Genomic DNA, 14,845 nt, shown 5'->3' on the forward strand with positions numbered 1-14,845 from the left:
TACCAGTTGCTTGATTAGACATAATCATTCTCTCTTAAATTACTAAAAATAGGATAGCTTTGAACGGAGTCGATGACATGTCTAGAAGCGAAAGCGGGTAACGTTAGAAACTCTATAATACAGATAATAGTGCAGCTTATGTTGCCTTTTACTTGATGAATCATTGACGCTCCGTGTTCCAGAGCTGTGACCACCGTACAGCAATCTGTTCACTTGTAAAGCGATGATGATCATTTTTATTAAATGATTAAGTGGTGCTTGGCTTCTGGTCCGTTCATCAAGTACTCCCCCCATGTTTTAAGTCGCTGTTTGACATCGAATTTAGGGTGCTAGAGGGCGGAGATAAAAAAAGGCCAGTCATCGCTGACTGGCCTTAGCAGAATTAACGTGCCGTAGAGATGCGATTAAGCGAGCAACTCTTCAGCGGTGTTAACCACGTTTTCAACCGTAAAGCCGAACATTTTGAACAGCTCGTCAGCCGGTGCGGATTCACCAAAGGTGGTCATTCCGATGATGCGACCGTCTAAGCCCACATATTTGTACCAGTAGTCAGCAATACCGGCTTCAATCGCGATACGTGCAGTAACGTCTGATGGCAATACCGACTCGCGGTAAGCGGCGTCTTGCTTATCAAACAAGTCAGTGCTTGGCATAGATACCACGCGTACTTGTTTGCCTGCTGCGCTTAGCTGAGCGGCTGATTCAACGGCCAGTTCAACCTCTGAGCCGGTCGCAATAAAGATAAGGTCAGGTTTACCTGCACAATCTTTAAGGATGTAACCGCCTTTGGCAATGTTCGCCAGTTGCGTTTCATCACGCTCTTGCTGCGCCAGACCTTGACGCGAGAATACCAGCGCACTTGGCCCGTCTTTACGCTCGACGGCTGCTTTCCACGCCACTGCCGATTCGACTTGGTCACAAGGGCGCCAGGTGCTCATGTTCGGCGTTTGACGCAGGTTAGCCATTTGCTCGACCGGCTGGTGAGTCGGGCCATCTTCACCCAGACCAATTGAGTCGTGGGTATAAACCTGGATGTTTTGCGTCTTCATCAGTGCTGCCATGCGCATGGCATTACGGGCATATTCCATAAAGATCAGAAAGGTTGCGCCGTAAGGAACAAACCCACCGTGCAGGGCAATACCATTGATAATTGCGGTCATACCGAACTCACGGACGCCATAGTGCAGGTAGTTGCCGCTCGCATCGTCTGCGGTGATCGCTTTCGAGCCTGACCACATGGTCAAGTTAGACGGTGCCAAGTCGGCTGAACCACCGAGTAGCTCCGGCAGTAGCTTGCCAAACGCTTCTAACACGTTTTGTGAGGCTTTACGTGACGCGATTTTTGCTGGGTTGGCTTGCAGATCGGCAATCAGCTTTTGGGTTTCGCTGTCCCAGTTGCTCGGCAGCTCACCGTTCATGCGACGGGTAAACTCAGCAGCAAGCTCTGGATACTGTGCTTGATACGCGGCAAACTGCTCGTTCCATGCCGCTTCTTTGGCGGCGCCGGCTTCTTTGGCGTCCCACTGTGCGTAAATGTCTTGTGGGATGTCGAAGGGCGCGTGCTTCCAGCCAAGGAATTCACGTGCCGCTTGTACTTCGTCGTCACCCAAAGGTGCGCCGTGACAGTCGTGACTGCCTGATTTATTTGGCGAGCCATAACCGATGGTGGTTTTGGTGCAGATCAGCGTCGGCTTACCGGTTTCGGCTTTCGCGGCAGCAAGGCGGCTTGGATCGCGTCAGCATCGTGGCCATCAACCGCTGGGATCACATGCCAGCCATACGATTCAAAGCGCTTAGCGGTATCGTCAGAGAACCAACCCTCAACGTGACCGTCGATTGAGATACCGTTGTCATCCCAGAATGCGATCAGTTTACCGAGGCCTAGCGTTCCCGCCAGTGAGCACGACTCGTGAGAGATGCCTTCCATCAAGCAGCCATCACCCAAGAACGCGTAGGTGTGGTGATCAACAATGTCGTGACCGTCACGGTTAAATTGCGCGGCGAGGGCTTTTTCTGCTACGGCCATACCGACAGCATTGGTAATGCCCTGGCCAAGTGGACCTGTGGTGGTCTCAATGCCTGGCGCATAGCCGTATTCAGGGTGGCCTGGGGTATTTGAGTGCAATTGACGGAACTGCTTAAGATCGTCGATAGACAGATCGTAGCCAGTTAGGTGCAGTAATGAATAGATAAGCATTGAGCCGTGGCCGTTTGAGAGCACAAAGCGATCCCGGTTGGCCCAATCTGGGTTTTGTGGATTGTGGTTCATGTGGTCACGCCACAGTACTTCGGCGATATCAGCCATGCCCATTGGGGCGCCTGGGTGACCAGATTTGGCTTTTTGAACGCCGTCCATCGCGAGGGCGCGGATGGCGTTGGCTAGCATTTTGCGTTCCATGTGTTTACCTACAGGTTGAACAGGTGAAATAGAATAAAACGGTATCATAAAAGCGGTCTTAGCCGCTTTTATTGTGTTAAATCACGCTTTGTGTCGGTTCACAGTTGCTCGCGGATCATGTCTTCCAATTTGCCTTGGTCGACCGCGAAATTACGGATCCCTTCGGCGAGTTTCTCGATCGCCATTGGGTCTTGGTTGTGTTCCCACAAGAATTCTGCATGGGTCATGCGCGCTGGGCGTTGCTCGGTGGCGCCTGTGTCTTTTAGTTTCACAGGCATATCGCTTCAGCATCACTTAATTCTTGTAACAGTTGTGGGCTGATCGTGAGGCGGTCACAGCCGGCTAATTCTAGGATCTCACCGGCGTTGCGGAAGCTCGCACCCATGACAACCGTATCGTAGCCGTGGGCTTTATAGTAGTTGTAAATGGTGGTGACTGACTTCACACCTGGGTCTTCAACAGGTTCAAAATCAAGGCCTTCTTTGCTTTGTACCAATCCATAATACGGCCAACARGTRRAATCAGATAAGCGCCCGCTTCTGCACACGCACGTGCTTGTGCGAACGAGAACAGAAGTGTTCAGGTTACAGTTGATCCCTTCTTTCTCCAGGATTTCCGCGGCGCGAATGCCTTCCCACGTTGAAGCCAGTTTGATCAGAATACGATCGTTGCTGATACCTGCTTCGTTGTACATGCTGATAAGCTTACGTGCTTTGGCAACGCTTGCGTCAGTGTCATAGGACAAACGTGCATCGACTTCGGTTGAAATACGACCAGGGATAACATTGAGGATTTCTTTACCAATGTTCACCGCCAAGCGGTCGCAAGTATCGGCGACGTGTTGGTCGGCATCACTGCTGTGTGATTTCGCATACGCAATCGCTTCCTCGATCAAAGGCGCATACTCTTTGATTTGCGCCGCTTTTAGGATCAGCGAAGGGTTGGTGGTGGCGTCTTGCGGTTGGTATTTTTTGATCGCTTCGATATCGCCTGTATCTGCGACAACGGTGGTTAGGGCGCGGAGTTGGTCTAGTTTGTTGCTCATCTTCACTCACCTTCTTTACGTGGTAGGCCCAGACGCCGAGTTACGTACTCACGCTTGCTCTGAATATGAACAGATGCAACGCGCCTGAGCAAATGATGTGACGATCTTTGAGTTTTTTACGTCACTTGTCAATTGTATTGCGACATAAAGAGCGCTAAGTCTCACTCTTTTGTCACTGGTTTACTCATCCTGTTGAAATGTGAACGCGCTTTCATCAGACGCGGGCTCCGACATATTAAGCAGTGCCATTGCGCAACTTGCACTTGTCGCGAGTACGTCGATAACGCCGGTTCTCAGCGCGCCGAGTATCGATAAGGCTTTGCGACTCTCGCTCGCCATGGCGATCACACTCGGGATGCGTGCTAAATCGGGCATCGCCAACCCGACAACGCGACCACGCATCAAATTATCAGTGGGTTGTCCATCAAGGCGGAAAAAATCAAACCCCCCGATGTCCCCGACAATACCATGATTAACTCGTGCTTCAACAAACTCCCGTGCGGTAAAGCAGCCTAATTTGACCATATGGCTATTCTCATCCATATCGCCAATTCCGACCAGCGCAAACTCTGCTTTTCTGGCCTGGTTCAAGGTTTCACTGATATTAGGATGGGACACGAACACTTGTTGGATTGACTCATTATCGACATACGCTGGGGCGTATAAGGTTTCACTGCTGCCACCAAATTTTTTCGCTAAGCGCCGACAGATATGATCAGCATTAAAGGCATCACCACTGCGGTGTGTGCCACCGATCGCGCAAACAAATCGTGCTTGACGGTGGGAAACAACGCCCGGGTGATCGGCAACCGCTGCGACATTTTGACCTTGTCCCACTGCGACGACCATTCCGTCGTTAAGGTTACCGTCGAGATAGGAAGATACCAAGGTTGCAACCTGGGTACGTTGTTCTTCGGCACTGGGTTGGTCGAGTGAAATTAAGGCGCGTTTAAGGTTAAACCTTGCCATGAGTCGCTGTTCAAGCTGGGCGCTGTGTACGGGATGGAATTTGACCGTGATTTCTACGATGCCTTCCTCACGCGCTTTACGTAAAAGGCGGCTCACTTTTGGGCGACTGATTTTATATTTACGCGCAATTTCTTCCTGAGTGGCGCTTTGCTGATAGTACAGAATGGCGATTTCAGTTAATAAGTCGGTGTCTTCGTGATAGTGATCAGGAGGCGTTGGCATACTCATGCTCGATGGTCTCGCGATTAAACGGTGCCTCAGGTTCAGCGTTAGGGCACAGTGAATGCAATGGTGACCAGTATACCTCTGTTGTATTAAATGAACAAACGTTCTTAAATAATACGGATGTTCATCCATGATAACGGTAATAGGCAAAAAACGTCGATGAGGATGTTGCGGAGAGAGGAAGAAAAAGAGAAGACTGGGCATGCTGTGTTTGAAAAAATAGCCATGCTTATCTAAGTTTATTAATGCTTGTTTGAATAAAACTATCAGCGGTTGAGTAAATAGATAGCACCATAACGGGCCCGTCTTTGGCTAAGGGAGTGTGGCTCTATGCGCGCACTGCAATCACGACAACCCCTCGTCTGGGGAGCGACACTACTCGCATTGCTCACCTTGGGTGTGTTTGGGGTGTGGATTGTTGACCTCAATCGCGGCGCGACCGAAGAACAACCACTCCTTAATACGAATTATCGTTATTTTGTTGACGAGACGAACGAGCTATCCTTGGATTATGTGATGGCTCATGCGCCTTTTACGTCGGCGTCAGGGACAAACAGTATTCCATGGAAATTGGCTTACCAGACGTATTGGATAAAAATCGATTTTAACTATACGGGTCTGACTGAACGATCGATACATGTTATCACTGACAACCCTTCCATTGACTACCTTGATGCCTACCACATACTTGATGGCGAACAGGTTCGCCGGCGTGTAAAAGCAGGCGATATCACGCTAGAGCGACTGAACCAATTGCCTCTACCGGAATCCCTGGCTGTGACCTTACCCCCTGATCATGAAAATCAGCTTCTGATCAAGGTGACCTCCCGAGACATGGCAACCACTGCTGCTGTGGATCATGAGTCATGAGAGCTATGACCAGTTCGCTAAATCATTTACATTTGGTGTGGGGCGGATTTATGACTTTAGCCCTACTTGATGGCGTTTTATAGCGCTGGTGTTTATGCATACAGTCGGCAGCGTGTGTACTTGATTTATGTACTTGCCATTGTACTGAGTACCTTAGTGCTGGGGGTTAATCATGGCTTTAGCCGTTATTTTCTCCCTGCGCCGATCCAGATGTTCATCAGTAATCACTTAATTGCTCTGACGGTCTGTTTGCTGGTGGTGGGTCTATGGTTCACTTATTTTTTCTTGGATTTTACACGTCACCCGTTTAATCAACGTGCGCGGTCGTTGTTTTTAATCACAACGGTTGGGTTGCTTGGTCTCGCGTTACTGAGTTTTATTACGCCCGCTTATGTGTCTGTCTCTTTCGTGTTGATTGCTCAAATTCCAGTCTATGGTGTGATCTTTTATTATTTTTGGCAGCAATGGCAACCGAGTAAGCACTGGATGTTTCTCTTTATTTTATGTTGGCTACCTGCGATGGTTGGCGGACTGACATTCTACGCCCTCATGCTCAATTATATTGAGTACAGCGTGTTGTCCAGTTATGCCTTGATGCTAGCACTTGCTCTCACCATGATTCTGTTTTCTCTGGCACTGGCGGAGCGATTTCGTTTTCAAAGAATGCAGGAAATGCGTTCGCTCACCCATGATACGTTAAGTTGCCTTCCCAACAACAATGTGTTGCACATGGTCATTAGCGATTTGATCAGTCGCAACCACAATTTCAATTTGTGCTGTCTATCGATTGATAACTATAATAATTTATTGCCTTATTTAGATGAGAGTGCGCGAAACGAATATATCAATGCGATTGCTGCACGCATCAACGACACACTAGCTGTTCAGGCGGTACAAGCGATCAAAACGGACAGTGATATGCCGAACTATCGGCTTGGATGTTTGAAAGAGGGGATTTTTGCCTTTTTAATTGCGGATGTGGATCGCGTAACCTGTGACCAGGTGCTGACCGCAGTCGTTGACAACTTAAATGGCGATTTGTGTGTGGGCTCTTTTGTCACGCAAGTGAATGCCCGTATCGGTGTGTGCCATTATCCAACTGATGGCGATCATCCCGGCCTGCTCATTAGCCGCGCGCTACATGCGATTGACCAGCACCGTCCCATTGTTGGCAGTTATGCTCACTTTAATTCTTATGAGCAGCGACATCATCAGTTACATGTTTCGCTAATCAATGATTTAAGGAGTGCGATTGAAAATGATGGATTAGAGCTTTATCACCAACCGCAAATTGATTTGCGTACGGGTTCTATCCATGGCTCAGAGGTGCTGGCGCGATGGACACATCCCGAGTATGGGCAAATATCGCCAGACGTTTTTGTCCGAATGGCAGAAGACGTTGGGATTATTAATAGCCTTACCCTTTGGGTGATCAAGCGGGCTTTCCAGCAGCAAGCTCAGCTTATTGAGCGAGGCCACTGTCGCCGGCTTTCGATCAACATTAGTGCGTCTGATATCTATATCCCTGACTTGGCCGGTCGTGTGGTCGAACTGGCTGGAGAATGCAATATACCCACCAATTTGATTTCACTCGAACTGACAGAATCGGTCATGGTGGAAGATTATAATTGGCTCAAGCAGTTGATCACTAAGCTGTCGACAAGTGGTATTGAGGTATCAATTGATGACTATGGGACCGGTTACTCATCACTTTATTTCTTGTCCCAACTGCCTTTTACGGAGCTTAAGATTGATCGCAGCTTTGTCCAGGATCTACCTAAAAATGGCCGACACCAAAGTATTGTCCGTGCGACCACCGATATGGCGCAATCTTTAGGGGTTATGGTCGTCGCCGAAGGGGTTGAGAGTGAAGAGGCAGAGGCCTTGCTTCGGCGTTATGGCGTGGATATTTCACAGGGATACTATTATTCGCGTCCCTTACCGTTTAACCAATACCAAGAGTATGTAGACCGTATGGACAGTGTGCAACCGAAAACGATGATATATTCACCACAAGCACGCTCTTCGTCCGGGTGATTTTGTACGTATAAAAGTCCAATGTACTCACGACAGCGGTTGCTTCTGGTGATACTCAGCGTTGCTTAGTGATCGCGAGTGCGCCGCGTAAATGCCTTTGGCTTGGTGAAGTTGCTCTCTTGCGGAGTGTGGGTCTTGTCCTGTTAACACCATAAAAATAGCCACCTTAACGTCACCGTCGGCATGGGATAGGGTCTGAGCCGCAGTCGTTTCCTCGCACCCCGTCGCCTCCATTACGATCAGTGTTGAACGCGTCACCAGTTTTTCATTGGTCGCTTTGACATCGACCATTAAGTTTTGATAACACTTACCGACTTTGACCATTGCGGCGGTGGTTAATAGGTTTAGGACTAACTTCTGCGCGGTGCCAGACTTCATACGGGTTGAGCCTGTCAGAGCCTCTGGGCCGACTTCGGGTGTGATTGCAACCTTTGCATGGGCGTTAATCGCGGCATTAGGGTTACATGACAACGCAATGGTGACCGCACCTTGCTGCCTGGCAAATTCAAGCGCACCAACTACATAGGGGGTTCGGCCACTAGCGGCAATACCGACGACAACATCATTCGACCCAATGTGTTGGGCAGAAAGATCCGCCACACCTGACTCTGGATCATCCTCTGCCCCTTCTTGGGCGATAAACATCGCTTTCTCGCCCCCGGCAATAAGGCCAATCACCTGTTCATGTCCGACTCCGAATGTAGGTGGGCACTCAACGGCATCTAAGACACCCAAGCGCCCACTGGTGCCCGCGCCAATATAGACAAGTCGGCCCCCAGCGTTAAACGCTGTCACAATGTGGTCGACGGCCTCGGCGATAGCGGAAAGCTGTGATTGAACCGCAAGCGCGACGCCTTGGTCTTCCGCGTTAATCAGGGTCACCAAACCGAGTGTATCTTGCTGATCGAGTTCATAGGTATTGGAGTTGCGCGTTTCTGATAATAAATGCTTGAGTTGTTCGACGGTAGGGGCTGTCATTGCGGCTCCTTAATAAGGTAAATAGATGGCACCCAAACAACAGGCTTGGCTTGCACCTGTCACTGCGGGTACGTTGCCTGGCTGACGGTTGAGTGTTTGTCGGGCGAGCCATGCAAAGGCAATGGCCTCCATATCGTCACAACGGATCCCGACCTCATCGGTTTGGGCAATGGCCCAGTTGGGCATCGCCTGTTGAAGGGCGTGCATCAAGGTTTGATTATGTGCGCCCCCACCACAAACAAAGACGCGTCCGCGTTCTAGCGGCCGTATGGCCATGGCAATACTCTCGACCGTGAGGGCTAAAAGGGTTGCTTGTACCTGATCGGGGGAGAGTGAAAACGCGAGCAACTGACGGTCGAGCCAGTCGAGGTTAAAATACTCTCGACCTGTACTTTTGGGCGCAGGGCGAGAAAAGTAGGCGTCTGATAGTAGCCGATGGAGCAGGGGCTGATAAGGCGCGCAGCTTGCTGCCCATTCACCATCTCGATCATAGGCTTGATGGCGATGTCGTTGTGTCCACGCATCCATTAGCATGTTGCCTGGCCCCGTATCATAGCCATATAACGGACGATCTGGGCATATCATTGAGATATTGGCGATGCCGCCGATATTGACCACCGCAGTAGGTTGTTCGCTATCGGCAAAGTAATCGTTATGAAATGCGGGCACCAGCGGTGCACCTTGGCCACCATACGCCATATCTTTACGGCGAAAATCGGCGACAGTGGTAATGCCGGTTCGAGCGGCAATCACATTGGCGTCGCCAAGTTGCATGGTAAACGGGTAATCGCCACTTGGCTGGTGATACACCGTTTGTCCATGACAGCCGACTGCGGCAACATGCTTAGGCAATAAGGCGGCTTGTTCGAGCAAGGTATTGATCGCCGCGGCATAACATTCGCCTAAGCGACGATCGAGCTCTCCGAGCGTGGTGACTGACACAGGCTGACCTCGGCTTAACGTAATGACCGTGGCCTTTATATCTTGAGGGATGGGATCACTGTGTCGGGCAATTGATTCAACCTGACCGGCTTGCGTAAACCTGACGGCGACGGCATCAATGTTATCTAAACTGGTCCCTGACATGACACCGATATAGATATCTGCTCCAGAGTATGACATGTGGCTGTTCCTTGCGTTATGGCGACGATACGATAGCAGTAACGGTACGATAGCAGTAAAGCGCGATGAGTATAAACAGATTGCGATAGGTAGCAAAGTGCTTGATTATCTGTCTGTGATGCAGGCTGATTTCCATATTCTTAGCCGGTATTATCCAGAATAATCAGTATGCGTATCGGTTATTGACAGCAGGATGAAGGAGATACCATGGGACCCGTTTGGCTCGACGTGCACGCAGAGCAACTCGATAATGAAGAGAAAGAGATCCTTGCGCACCCTAGCGTCGGTGGGGTGATTTTGTTTGCCCGCAATTATTACGATTCCGCGCAGCTTCGCGCACTCACTCAGGCTATTCGTGAGGCAGCAGGTCGAGATATCTTAATTGGTGTGGATCAGGAAGGTGGACGAGTACAACGATTTCGCGATGCGTTTACTCCCATCCCTGCCGCTCAGTCTTATCATGCACTCGGTGCAGCGACAGAAATGGCAGAACAAGCTGGGTGGTTGATGGCCGCTGAGTTGATTGCGCATGGTGTTGATTTGAGTTTTGCACCCGTGCTTGATTTGGGGTTTGGGTGTGCCGCCATTAAAGATCGTGCGTTTGGCGCGGAAAAAACGCAGTGACTCAATACGCCAGCGCGTTTTCTACGGGGATGCGCCGTGCCGGCATGGCAACCACGGGGAAGCATTTTCCGGGACATGGTGCCGTGTTAGAAGACTCTCATTTAGTCACCCCTGAAGATCCGCGTGATATGTTGAAATCGCCTGATCTCGCCATTTTTAAAGCGTTTATTGAGCAAGGCTTATTAGATGCTGTGATGCCTGCTCATGTGATCTATCCGCAGCATGACACGCAACCTGCCAGTGGTTCGCAGTATTGGTTAACCCATATTCTGCGCCAGCAACTCGGATTTAAAGGCATTATATTTTCGGATGATTTGAGTATGGGTGGGGCGCATGTTTTTGGTGATGCCCCTTCTCGTGCCAAAGCAGCACTGAATGCAGGGTGTGATATGACATTGATCTGCAATGATCGTCCAAGTGCAGTGTCGGTTTTGGACACCTTGTCGATTCAGTCCGTGCCGATGGCGGATACACTCCGCGTTCGAATGCCAATTGAATGGAAAACACTAATGCAAAGTACACGCTGGAAAGCGGCACATGATGCGTTAACTGATTTCAATAACCTGTGGCGAGAACAACAAACTTAACACAGTGATTGAGATCATCAGATACAAAAAGGCAATGCCAACGCATTGCCCTTCTTGATTTTGACAGCATTCGTTTCGAAAACATTCGTTTCGAAAACATTCGTTTCGAAAAGTATCAAGTCACTTAGCGGTCATCTCCGAAGTGGTTATCCTCGTGTTGAGGCCGGTGCGCGCGCTTGCCTTGTCGCTTCTTACCTTTTTTTCCATTCGACATATCGTCATCAAAATCGTCGTGGTGGCGAGATTTAAACTTCTCTTTTTGTTGAGAGCCGTGTTTTAACCATTGATCCCACTGTGCCATGGTGGTGCTTTCCTAACGCTTGTTGATTCATAGAGCTATAACTAGCCGGATTATTAGACAACATCTTATTGCCCAACAACTTTAAGATAGCCCAAAAACTCCCCTCCGACTAGTGAAATTCATCGGAAAAGGCCGTTTTTTTAACCGGATCAAAGTTGGCCGTTTGACGCTATTAACTGATTGATTAAATTGCTTTTATCATTGTTGTTGAGCCAGATGAGATAAAGGGAGTGGGTAAGCGCTTGTACTTTATCAACTAAATGAAGTTGGCCGCTATCGAGATACTGTTGAATTGCTAAAGAAGGAAGAAACGCGATGCCGCCATGGGCAAGCAAATAGGTTAATGCAAGGTGGCATGACTGGGTATGTAAAACCGGTGGGCGTTGTAACGGTTCTATTTGGCTCTGCGCGAGAGAAAATTGGGCCCCCCAATCGAGATAGACCAGCGGTAGATCACGACTATTATCCAGATGAAGATGAGGGACATGGCTGACCAACTGCAATTGATAATTGCCAAGGAGGTGGGACTGTAGGCCTTCAAGTTTTGGTAATTCAGCGGTGAGACCTGCGTCGATGCGTTTCTCAATCAAATGACGAGCGAGTAATTGCCTTGGGGTCGACTCGGCACGAAGTAACCAGTCGGTATGATCCGCGCCGATCTGGTTTATCCATGCGCTTACGCCATCAAGCTCCCACAACATCGGCGACGCCCCAAGTGTTAGCTGGGCACTGGCGGCTTGTATGGCACTGACATCTTGCTGCGCGCGTTGCCAGGTTTGAAGCATGGTTTCGGCATAGGGGAGTAAACGCTCACCCGCTTCGGTCAAACGCACATTGTTGCGCTGGCGAATAAACAATGCGGTGCTAAACTGTGTTTCGAGTTGACGAATGCGAAAGCTGACTGCGGATTGGGTCAGGAAAAGGTTATCCGCTGCATGACCGAAATGGCGGGTCTTGCTGACTTCAATAAACGTACGCAGCAGTTGAATATCCAATGCATCTATCCTTGTAACCGACTTTTATGAATTAAGACAAATAACGTGGTATACCGTCATCGTCAAGGGAGATGACGCAGACGTTTGGTTTAGAGCATCAGATCAGCGAGTGTAAGCGGGCGCTCCGTTAATCCAAGACGCTGAGCAGGGGTGACGTGTGCGTGATCTTGCCAACACAGGTTGTGCCAGGCACGGTAAATATCAAGTAGCGGCAGTAACCCGCCAGGACGCAACCGACGGCGTGGTTCATTGACGAGTAGTGAAAATTGCTGATGGAAGTGTTGTTGATACTTCTTCATGGCATCACAGCTGGCATGAGTCAACCAATAGGCTTCTCTGCCTTTGTTTTGTCCATGATCGCAAATGGCCTTGTTACCTTCTCCGCTACGTGTAAACGCCCAGCGATCGCGCCACCAACTAAGCAACACAATGTCGATTTTTTCCGGCTCTGAGCCGGGTTGCCAATAAGCATCTTGCTCGACGTAAACATGGCTGACGCGCTTGTCACGAATATCGGCTTCGAAAACGGACAGACAGGCAGAACGCAACAAGGGCTCCTGCGGAGAAAAAACCACAATGTGTTGCCAATGATCTATCAAAGGCTTGAGATTTAAATAATGAGCGTATGTAGTGTATTGGGGGCGAATTAACGTGCCACGATTAGGATAGATAAAATGGAACGATTGTGTGTAAGGGTCTTCCACATTTGAGCGTGAAAACACCTCACGGTATTTTGCGTCAACCCGACCAAGCAGGCCGTCAGGGCGTGGTGTGGTTTCGGGACGCTGCCCTGCATTCGCTGTCGCCATAAAGCGACAGGCGTCTTGATAAGGGTCATGATGGTCACTGAGACAATCATGATCATACGGGTGATAATTGACATCTTGAAGCAAGATATAGCCGCTATGTGCCTCACCGGTCGCTAGCCATTGTACGCCATTCTGGCTCTGGGGCTGCAGCGGTGCGTGGACGCTCGCGAGATGGCCGGTTGAGGTATCAGCTAAAAAGCGCGTGTCGTAAGCGGCCAATTTTTGGCGACAACGTGCAGCGATTTGATTTAGGTGGTCATAAAAGGTTTTTGGATTGAGAGAAAGTCGGCGGCAGATCTCTCTCACGGTATGACCCGTGAAGAGGAAGGCAAGCAATTTTTGTTGCAATTCGCTCTTCTTGTTGGCCCCAGACCAACGATCGACAAAGGTACTTTGACAACCTTTGCACCGATAGCGCTGTCTATCTCCGCTATAGCCAAAGGCATGGTAACAGTGACGATGCGTTAGGACTGGCTTACCTAAGTGCTCACATGCAGGATTAGTGCAAGCACAGAGACCATCAGCATGGCGTTGACGTTGGGCTATCAACTCCGCATGAACCTGATGATTGTTGAGTAGAGGAGGAAACGCCCCGCATTCTCGGCATACTAGCGTGGGGCGTGCCGGATTAGAGCGCTGAACCAGATAATCTTGCTCATCCATTGACCCGAAGTTAGGGCAGGTCAAAGTTTTACAAAAATTCAGCTGCAATAGACCGGACGCGGGGGGCAGTTTACCGCTTGACACGTTTCCTCCGAGCCACGTTTACAGGTTGATTGCAGTCTCGAGCGAGACAGTCATCATTTCATTAAACGATTTTTGGCGCTCATCGGAGCTCAGTGCTTCACCACGAATAATGTGGTCAGACACGGTCAAAATCGTTAGGGCTCGTGCTCCCAGCTCTGCTGCAACGCCGTAGATACCGGCTGCTTCCATATCAACGGCGAGAATGCCGAGTTTGTCCATTTTATTAAACAGATCCGCCTCTGGGCTGTAGAAGAGATCCGCAGAGAAAACATTCCCGACACGGACAGACACATTTTGCTTACGGGCCTCACCAACGGCGGTCTCAAGCAGGTGATAGTCAGAGATTGCAGCAAAGTCGTGGCCAGCAAAACGGGTACGATTTACCTTGGCATCGGTTGAAGCACCTTGTGCAACAATCACGTCCATGAGTTTGACATCATCTTTCACCGCGCCACAGCTACCGACACGGATGACGTTTTTAACGCCGTAATCTTTAATCAGCTCATGGACGTAGATAGAGCAAGATGGGATACCCATACCGTGACCCATGACCGATACTTTTTTGCCTTTGTACGTCCCGGTATAACCGAACATGTTACGGACATCGGTGACCCGTTCCGCGTTTTCTAGAAAGTTTTCGGCAATGTACTGCGCGCGCAGTGGATCACCTGGCATCAGGACTGTTTCAGCAAATGCGCCGTCTGCAGCGTTAATATGTGGGGTAGCCATAGTGTGCTCCAATTATCTAAAGTTAAGAGAAAAAGCGTTCGATCACGGCTTGATAAGCCATGCCGCCAAGGTAGATACCAACGATACCCATGATCCAGAAATAACCGGGGGAGCGGGCAGTGGTAGCTTAATCGCGCTGAAGAAAAAGCCAACAATGGCGCCAGCGACGACCGCAAGTAAAATTTCGTTCATTATAACCCTCAAACAATTCGTTAGATGCAGTTCAGCTCAAATCGGTACCGAATTTGCGACAGTCTTAGCTGTCTTTATTATCGTTTCAGTTGTTCCGCATGAGATAAGTCTAGTGTATGTAACTAACGCGCATATCCGCGCGATCTTGATCACAACTATCTCCATGTTAACCCGTAAACCAGATAATGATTACTAAATATGTTGATAGTGTCGGTGC

Annotated in this window: 12 protein-coding genes and 3 pseudogenes; 4 read left to right on the plus strand and 11 right to left on the minus strand. The window is 49.5% G+C overall.

Features of this window, described 5'->3' with window-relative positions:
- Positions 1-404: 404 nt before the first annotated feature.
- The 4 genes and pseudogenes from tkt to DZ54_RS0106885 form a co-directional block, all read right to left on the minus strand.
- Positions 405-2,398 (minus strand): annotated as a pseudogene (gene tkt / locus DZ54_RS19775) (transketolase).
- A 98-nt stretch (positions 2,399-2,496) separates the two neighbouring features.
- Positions 2,497-2,676, minus strand: a complete 180-nt coding sequence (locus DZ54_RS27675) for a transaldolase family protein (RefSeq protein WP_081721616.1) — start codon at positions 2,674-2,676, stop codon at positions 2,497-2,499.
- Complete coding sequence (locus tag DZ54_RS19780; RefSeq protein WP_081721617.1) at positions 2,667-3,443, minus strand: transaldolase; 777 nt, start codon at positions 3,441-3,443, stop codon at positions 2,667-2,669. Before DZ54_RS19780 ends, DZ54_RS27675 begins: the two co-directional genes overlap by 10 nt.
- A gap of 180 nt (positions 3,444-3,623) precedes the next feature.
- On the minus strand, positions 3,624-4,634 hold the full coding sequence (locus tag DZ54_RS0106885; RefSeq protein ID WP_128080468.1) for a sugar-binding transcriptional regulator: 1,011 nt from the start codon (positions 4,632-4,634) through the stop codon (positions 3,624-3,626).
- Between the two features lie 333 nt (positions 4,635-4,967).
- Here DZ54_RS0106885 and DZ54_RS23350 point away from each other — a divergent pair, with 333 nt between their 5' ends.
- Both DZ54_RS23350 and DZ54_RS19785 read left to right on the plus strand, forming a co-directional pair.
- The gene (locus DZ54_RS23350) at positions 4,968-5,507 is read left to right on the plus strand and encodes a 7TMR-DISMED2 domain-containing protein (protein ID WP_051415947.1); all 540 of its coding nucleotides are present in this window, start codon (positions 4,968-4,970) and stop codon (positions 5,505-5,507) included.
- Between the two features lie 69 nt (positions 5,508-5,576).
- Positions 5,577-7,544 carry a putative bifunctional diguanylate cyclase/phosphodiesterase gene (locus tag DZ54_RS19785; protein WP_051415948.1) on the plus strand — a complete coding sequence of 656 codons (1,968 nt, stop codon included), beginning with the start codon at positions 5,577-5,579 and terminating at the stop codon, positions 7,542-7,544.
- 27 nt (positions 7,545-7,571) lie between these two features.
- Here the strand turns inward: DZ54_RS19785 and murQ are convergent, their stop codons facing one another.
- Together murQ and DZ54_RS0106905 are read right to left on the minus strand one after the other, a co-directional pair.
- On the minus strand, positions 7,572-8,522 hold the full coding sequence (murQ, locus tag DZ54_RS0106900; RefSeq protein WP_025673542.1) for an N-acetylmuramic acid 6-phosphate etherase: 951 nt from the start codon (positions 8,520-8,522) through the stop codon (positions 7,572-7,574).
- A gap of 9 nt (positions 8,523-8,531) precedes the next feature.
- A complete protein-coding gene (locus DZ54_RS0106905) occupies positions 8,532-9,644 on the minus strand; it encodes an anhydro-N-acetylmuramic acid kinase (RefSeq protein ID WP_037353823.1) in 1,113 nt (370 codons plus the stop codon).
- On the opposite strand from DZ54_RS0106905, the gene DZ54_RS25205 reads away from it, so the two are divergent.
- Positions 9,643-9,807 (plus strand): hypothetical protein, encoded by a 165-nt coding sequence (locus DZ54_RS25205; RefSeq protein ID WP_164831562.1) that lies wholly within the window; start codon positions 9,643-9,645, stop codon positions 9,805-9,807. The genes DZ54_RS0106905 and DZ54_RS25205 overlap by 2 nt on opposite strands.
- Positions 9,808-9,851: 44 nt before the next feature.
- Positions 9,852-10,855 (plus strand): annotated as a pseudogene (gene nagZ, locus DZ54_RS19790) (beta-N-acetylhexosaminidase).
- A gap of 124 nt (positions 10,856-10,979) precedes the next feature.
- On the opposite strand, the gene DZ54_RS25210 reads toward nagZ, so the two are convergent.
- The 5 genes and pseudogenes from DZ54_RS25210 to DZ54_RS24085 form a co-directional block, all read right to left on the minus strand.
- Positions 10,980-11,156, minus strand: a complete 177-nt coding sequence (locus tag DZ54_RS25210; RefSeq protein WP_164831563.1) for a hypothetical protein — start codon at positions 11,154-11,156, stop codon at positions 10,980-10,982.
- Between the two features lie 149 nt (positions 11,157-11,305).
- Positions 11,306-12,151 (minus strand): HTH-type transcriptional regulator HdfR, encoded by an 846-nt coding sequence (gene hdfR / locus DZ54_RS0106925; RefSeq protein WP_025673544.1) that lies wholly within the window; start codon positions 12,149-12,151, stop codon positions 11,306-11,308.
- Positions 12,152-12,240: 89 nt separating this feature from the next.
- Positions 12,241-13,707 (minus strand): lactate dehydrogenase, encoded by a 1,467-nt coding sequence (locus DZ54_RS0106930; protein ID WP_025673545.1) that lies wholly within the window; start codon positions 13,705-13,707, stop codon positions 12,241-12,243.
- An 18-nt stretch (positions 13,708-13,725) separates the two neighbouring features.
- Complete coding sequence (gene deoD, locus DZ54_RS0106935; RefSeq protein WP_025673546.1) at positions 13,726-14,436, minus strand: purine-nucleoside phosphorylase; 711 nt, start codon at positions 14,434-14,436, stop codon at positions 13,726-13,728.
- A 22-nt stretch (positions 14,437-14,458) separates the two neighbouring features.
- Positions 14,459-14,628: pseudogene (locus tag DZ54_RS24085) on the minus strand (XapX domain-containing protein).
- Between the last annotated feature and the right edge of the window lie 217 nt (positions 14,629-14,845).

This window comes from Salinivibrio socompensis S35 (assembly GCF_000513715.1).
Taxonomy (GTDB): Bacteria; Pseudomonadota; Gammaproteobacteria; order Enterobacterales; family Vibrionaceae; genus Salinivibrio; species Salinivibrio socompensis.

Excerpts from the sequence above, each read along its gene's own strand:
- DZ54_RS27675 (WP_081721616.1), bottom strand. The coding sequence starts at position 2,676 with ATGCCTGTGAAACTAAAAGACACAGGCGCCACCGAGCAACGCCCAGCG.
- DZ54_RS0106885 (WP_128080468.1), bottom strand. The coding sequence starts at position 4,634 with ATGCCAACGCCTCCTGATCACTATCACGAAGACACCGACTTATTAACT.
- DZ54_RS23350 (WP_051415947.1), top strand. The coding sequence starts at position 4,968 with ATGCGCGCACTGCAATCACGACAACCCCTCGTCTGGGGAGCGACACTA.
- DZ54_RS19785 (WP_051415948.1), top strand. The coding sequence starts at position 5,577 with ATGGCGTTTTATAGCGCTGGTGTTTATGCATACAGTCGGCAGCGTGTG.
- murQ (WP_025673542.1), bottom strand. The coding sequence starts at position 8,522 with ATGACAGCCCCTACCGTCGAACAACTCAAGCATTTATTATCAGAAACG.
- DZ54_RS25205 (WP_164831562.1), top strand. The coding sequence starts at position 9,643 with ATGTGGCTGTTCCTTGCGTTATGGCGACGATACGATAGCAGTAACGGT.
- DZ54_RS0106905 (WP_037353823.1), bottom strand. The coding sequence starts at position 9,644 with ATGTCATACTCTGGAGCAGATATCTATATCGGTGTCATGTCAGGGACC.
- DZ54_RS25210 (WP_164831563.1), bottom strand. The coding sequence starts at position 11,156 with ATGGCACAGTGGGATCAATGGTTAAAACACGGCTCTCAACAAAAAGAG.
- deoD (WP_025673546.1), bottom strand. The coding sequence starts at position 14,436 with ATGGCTACCCCACATATTAACGCTGCAGACGGCGCATTTGCTGAAACA.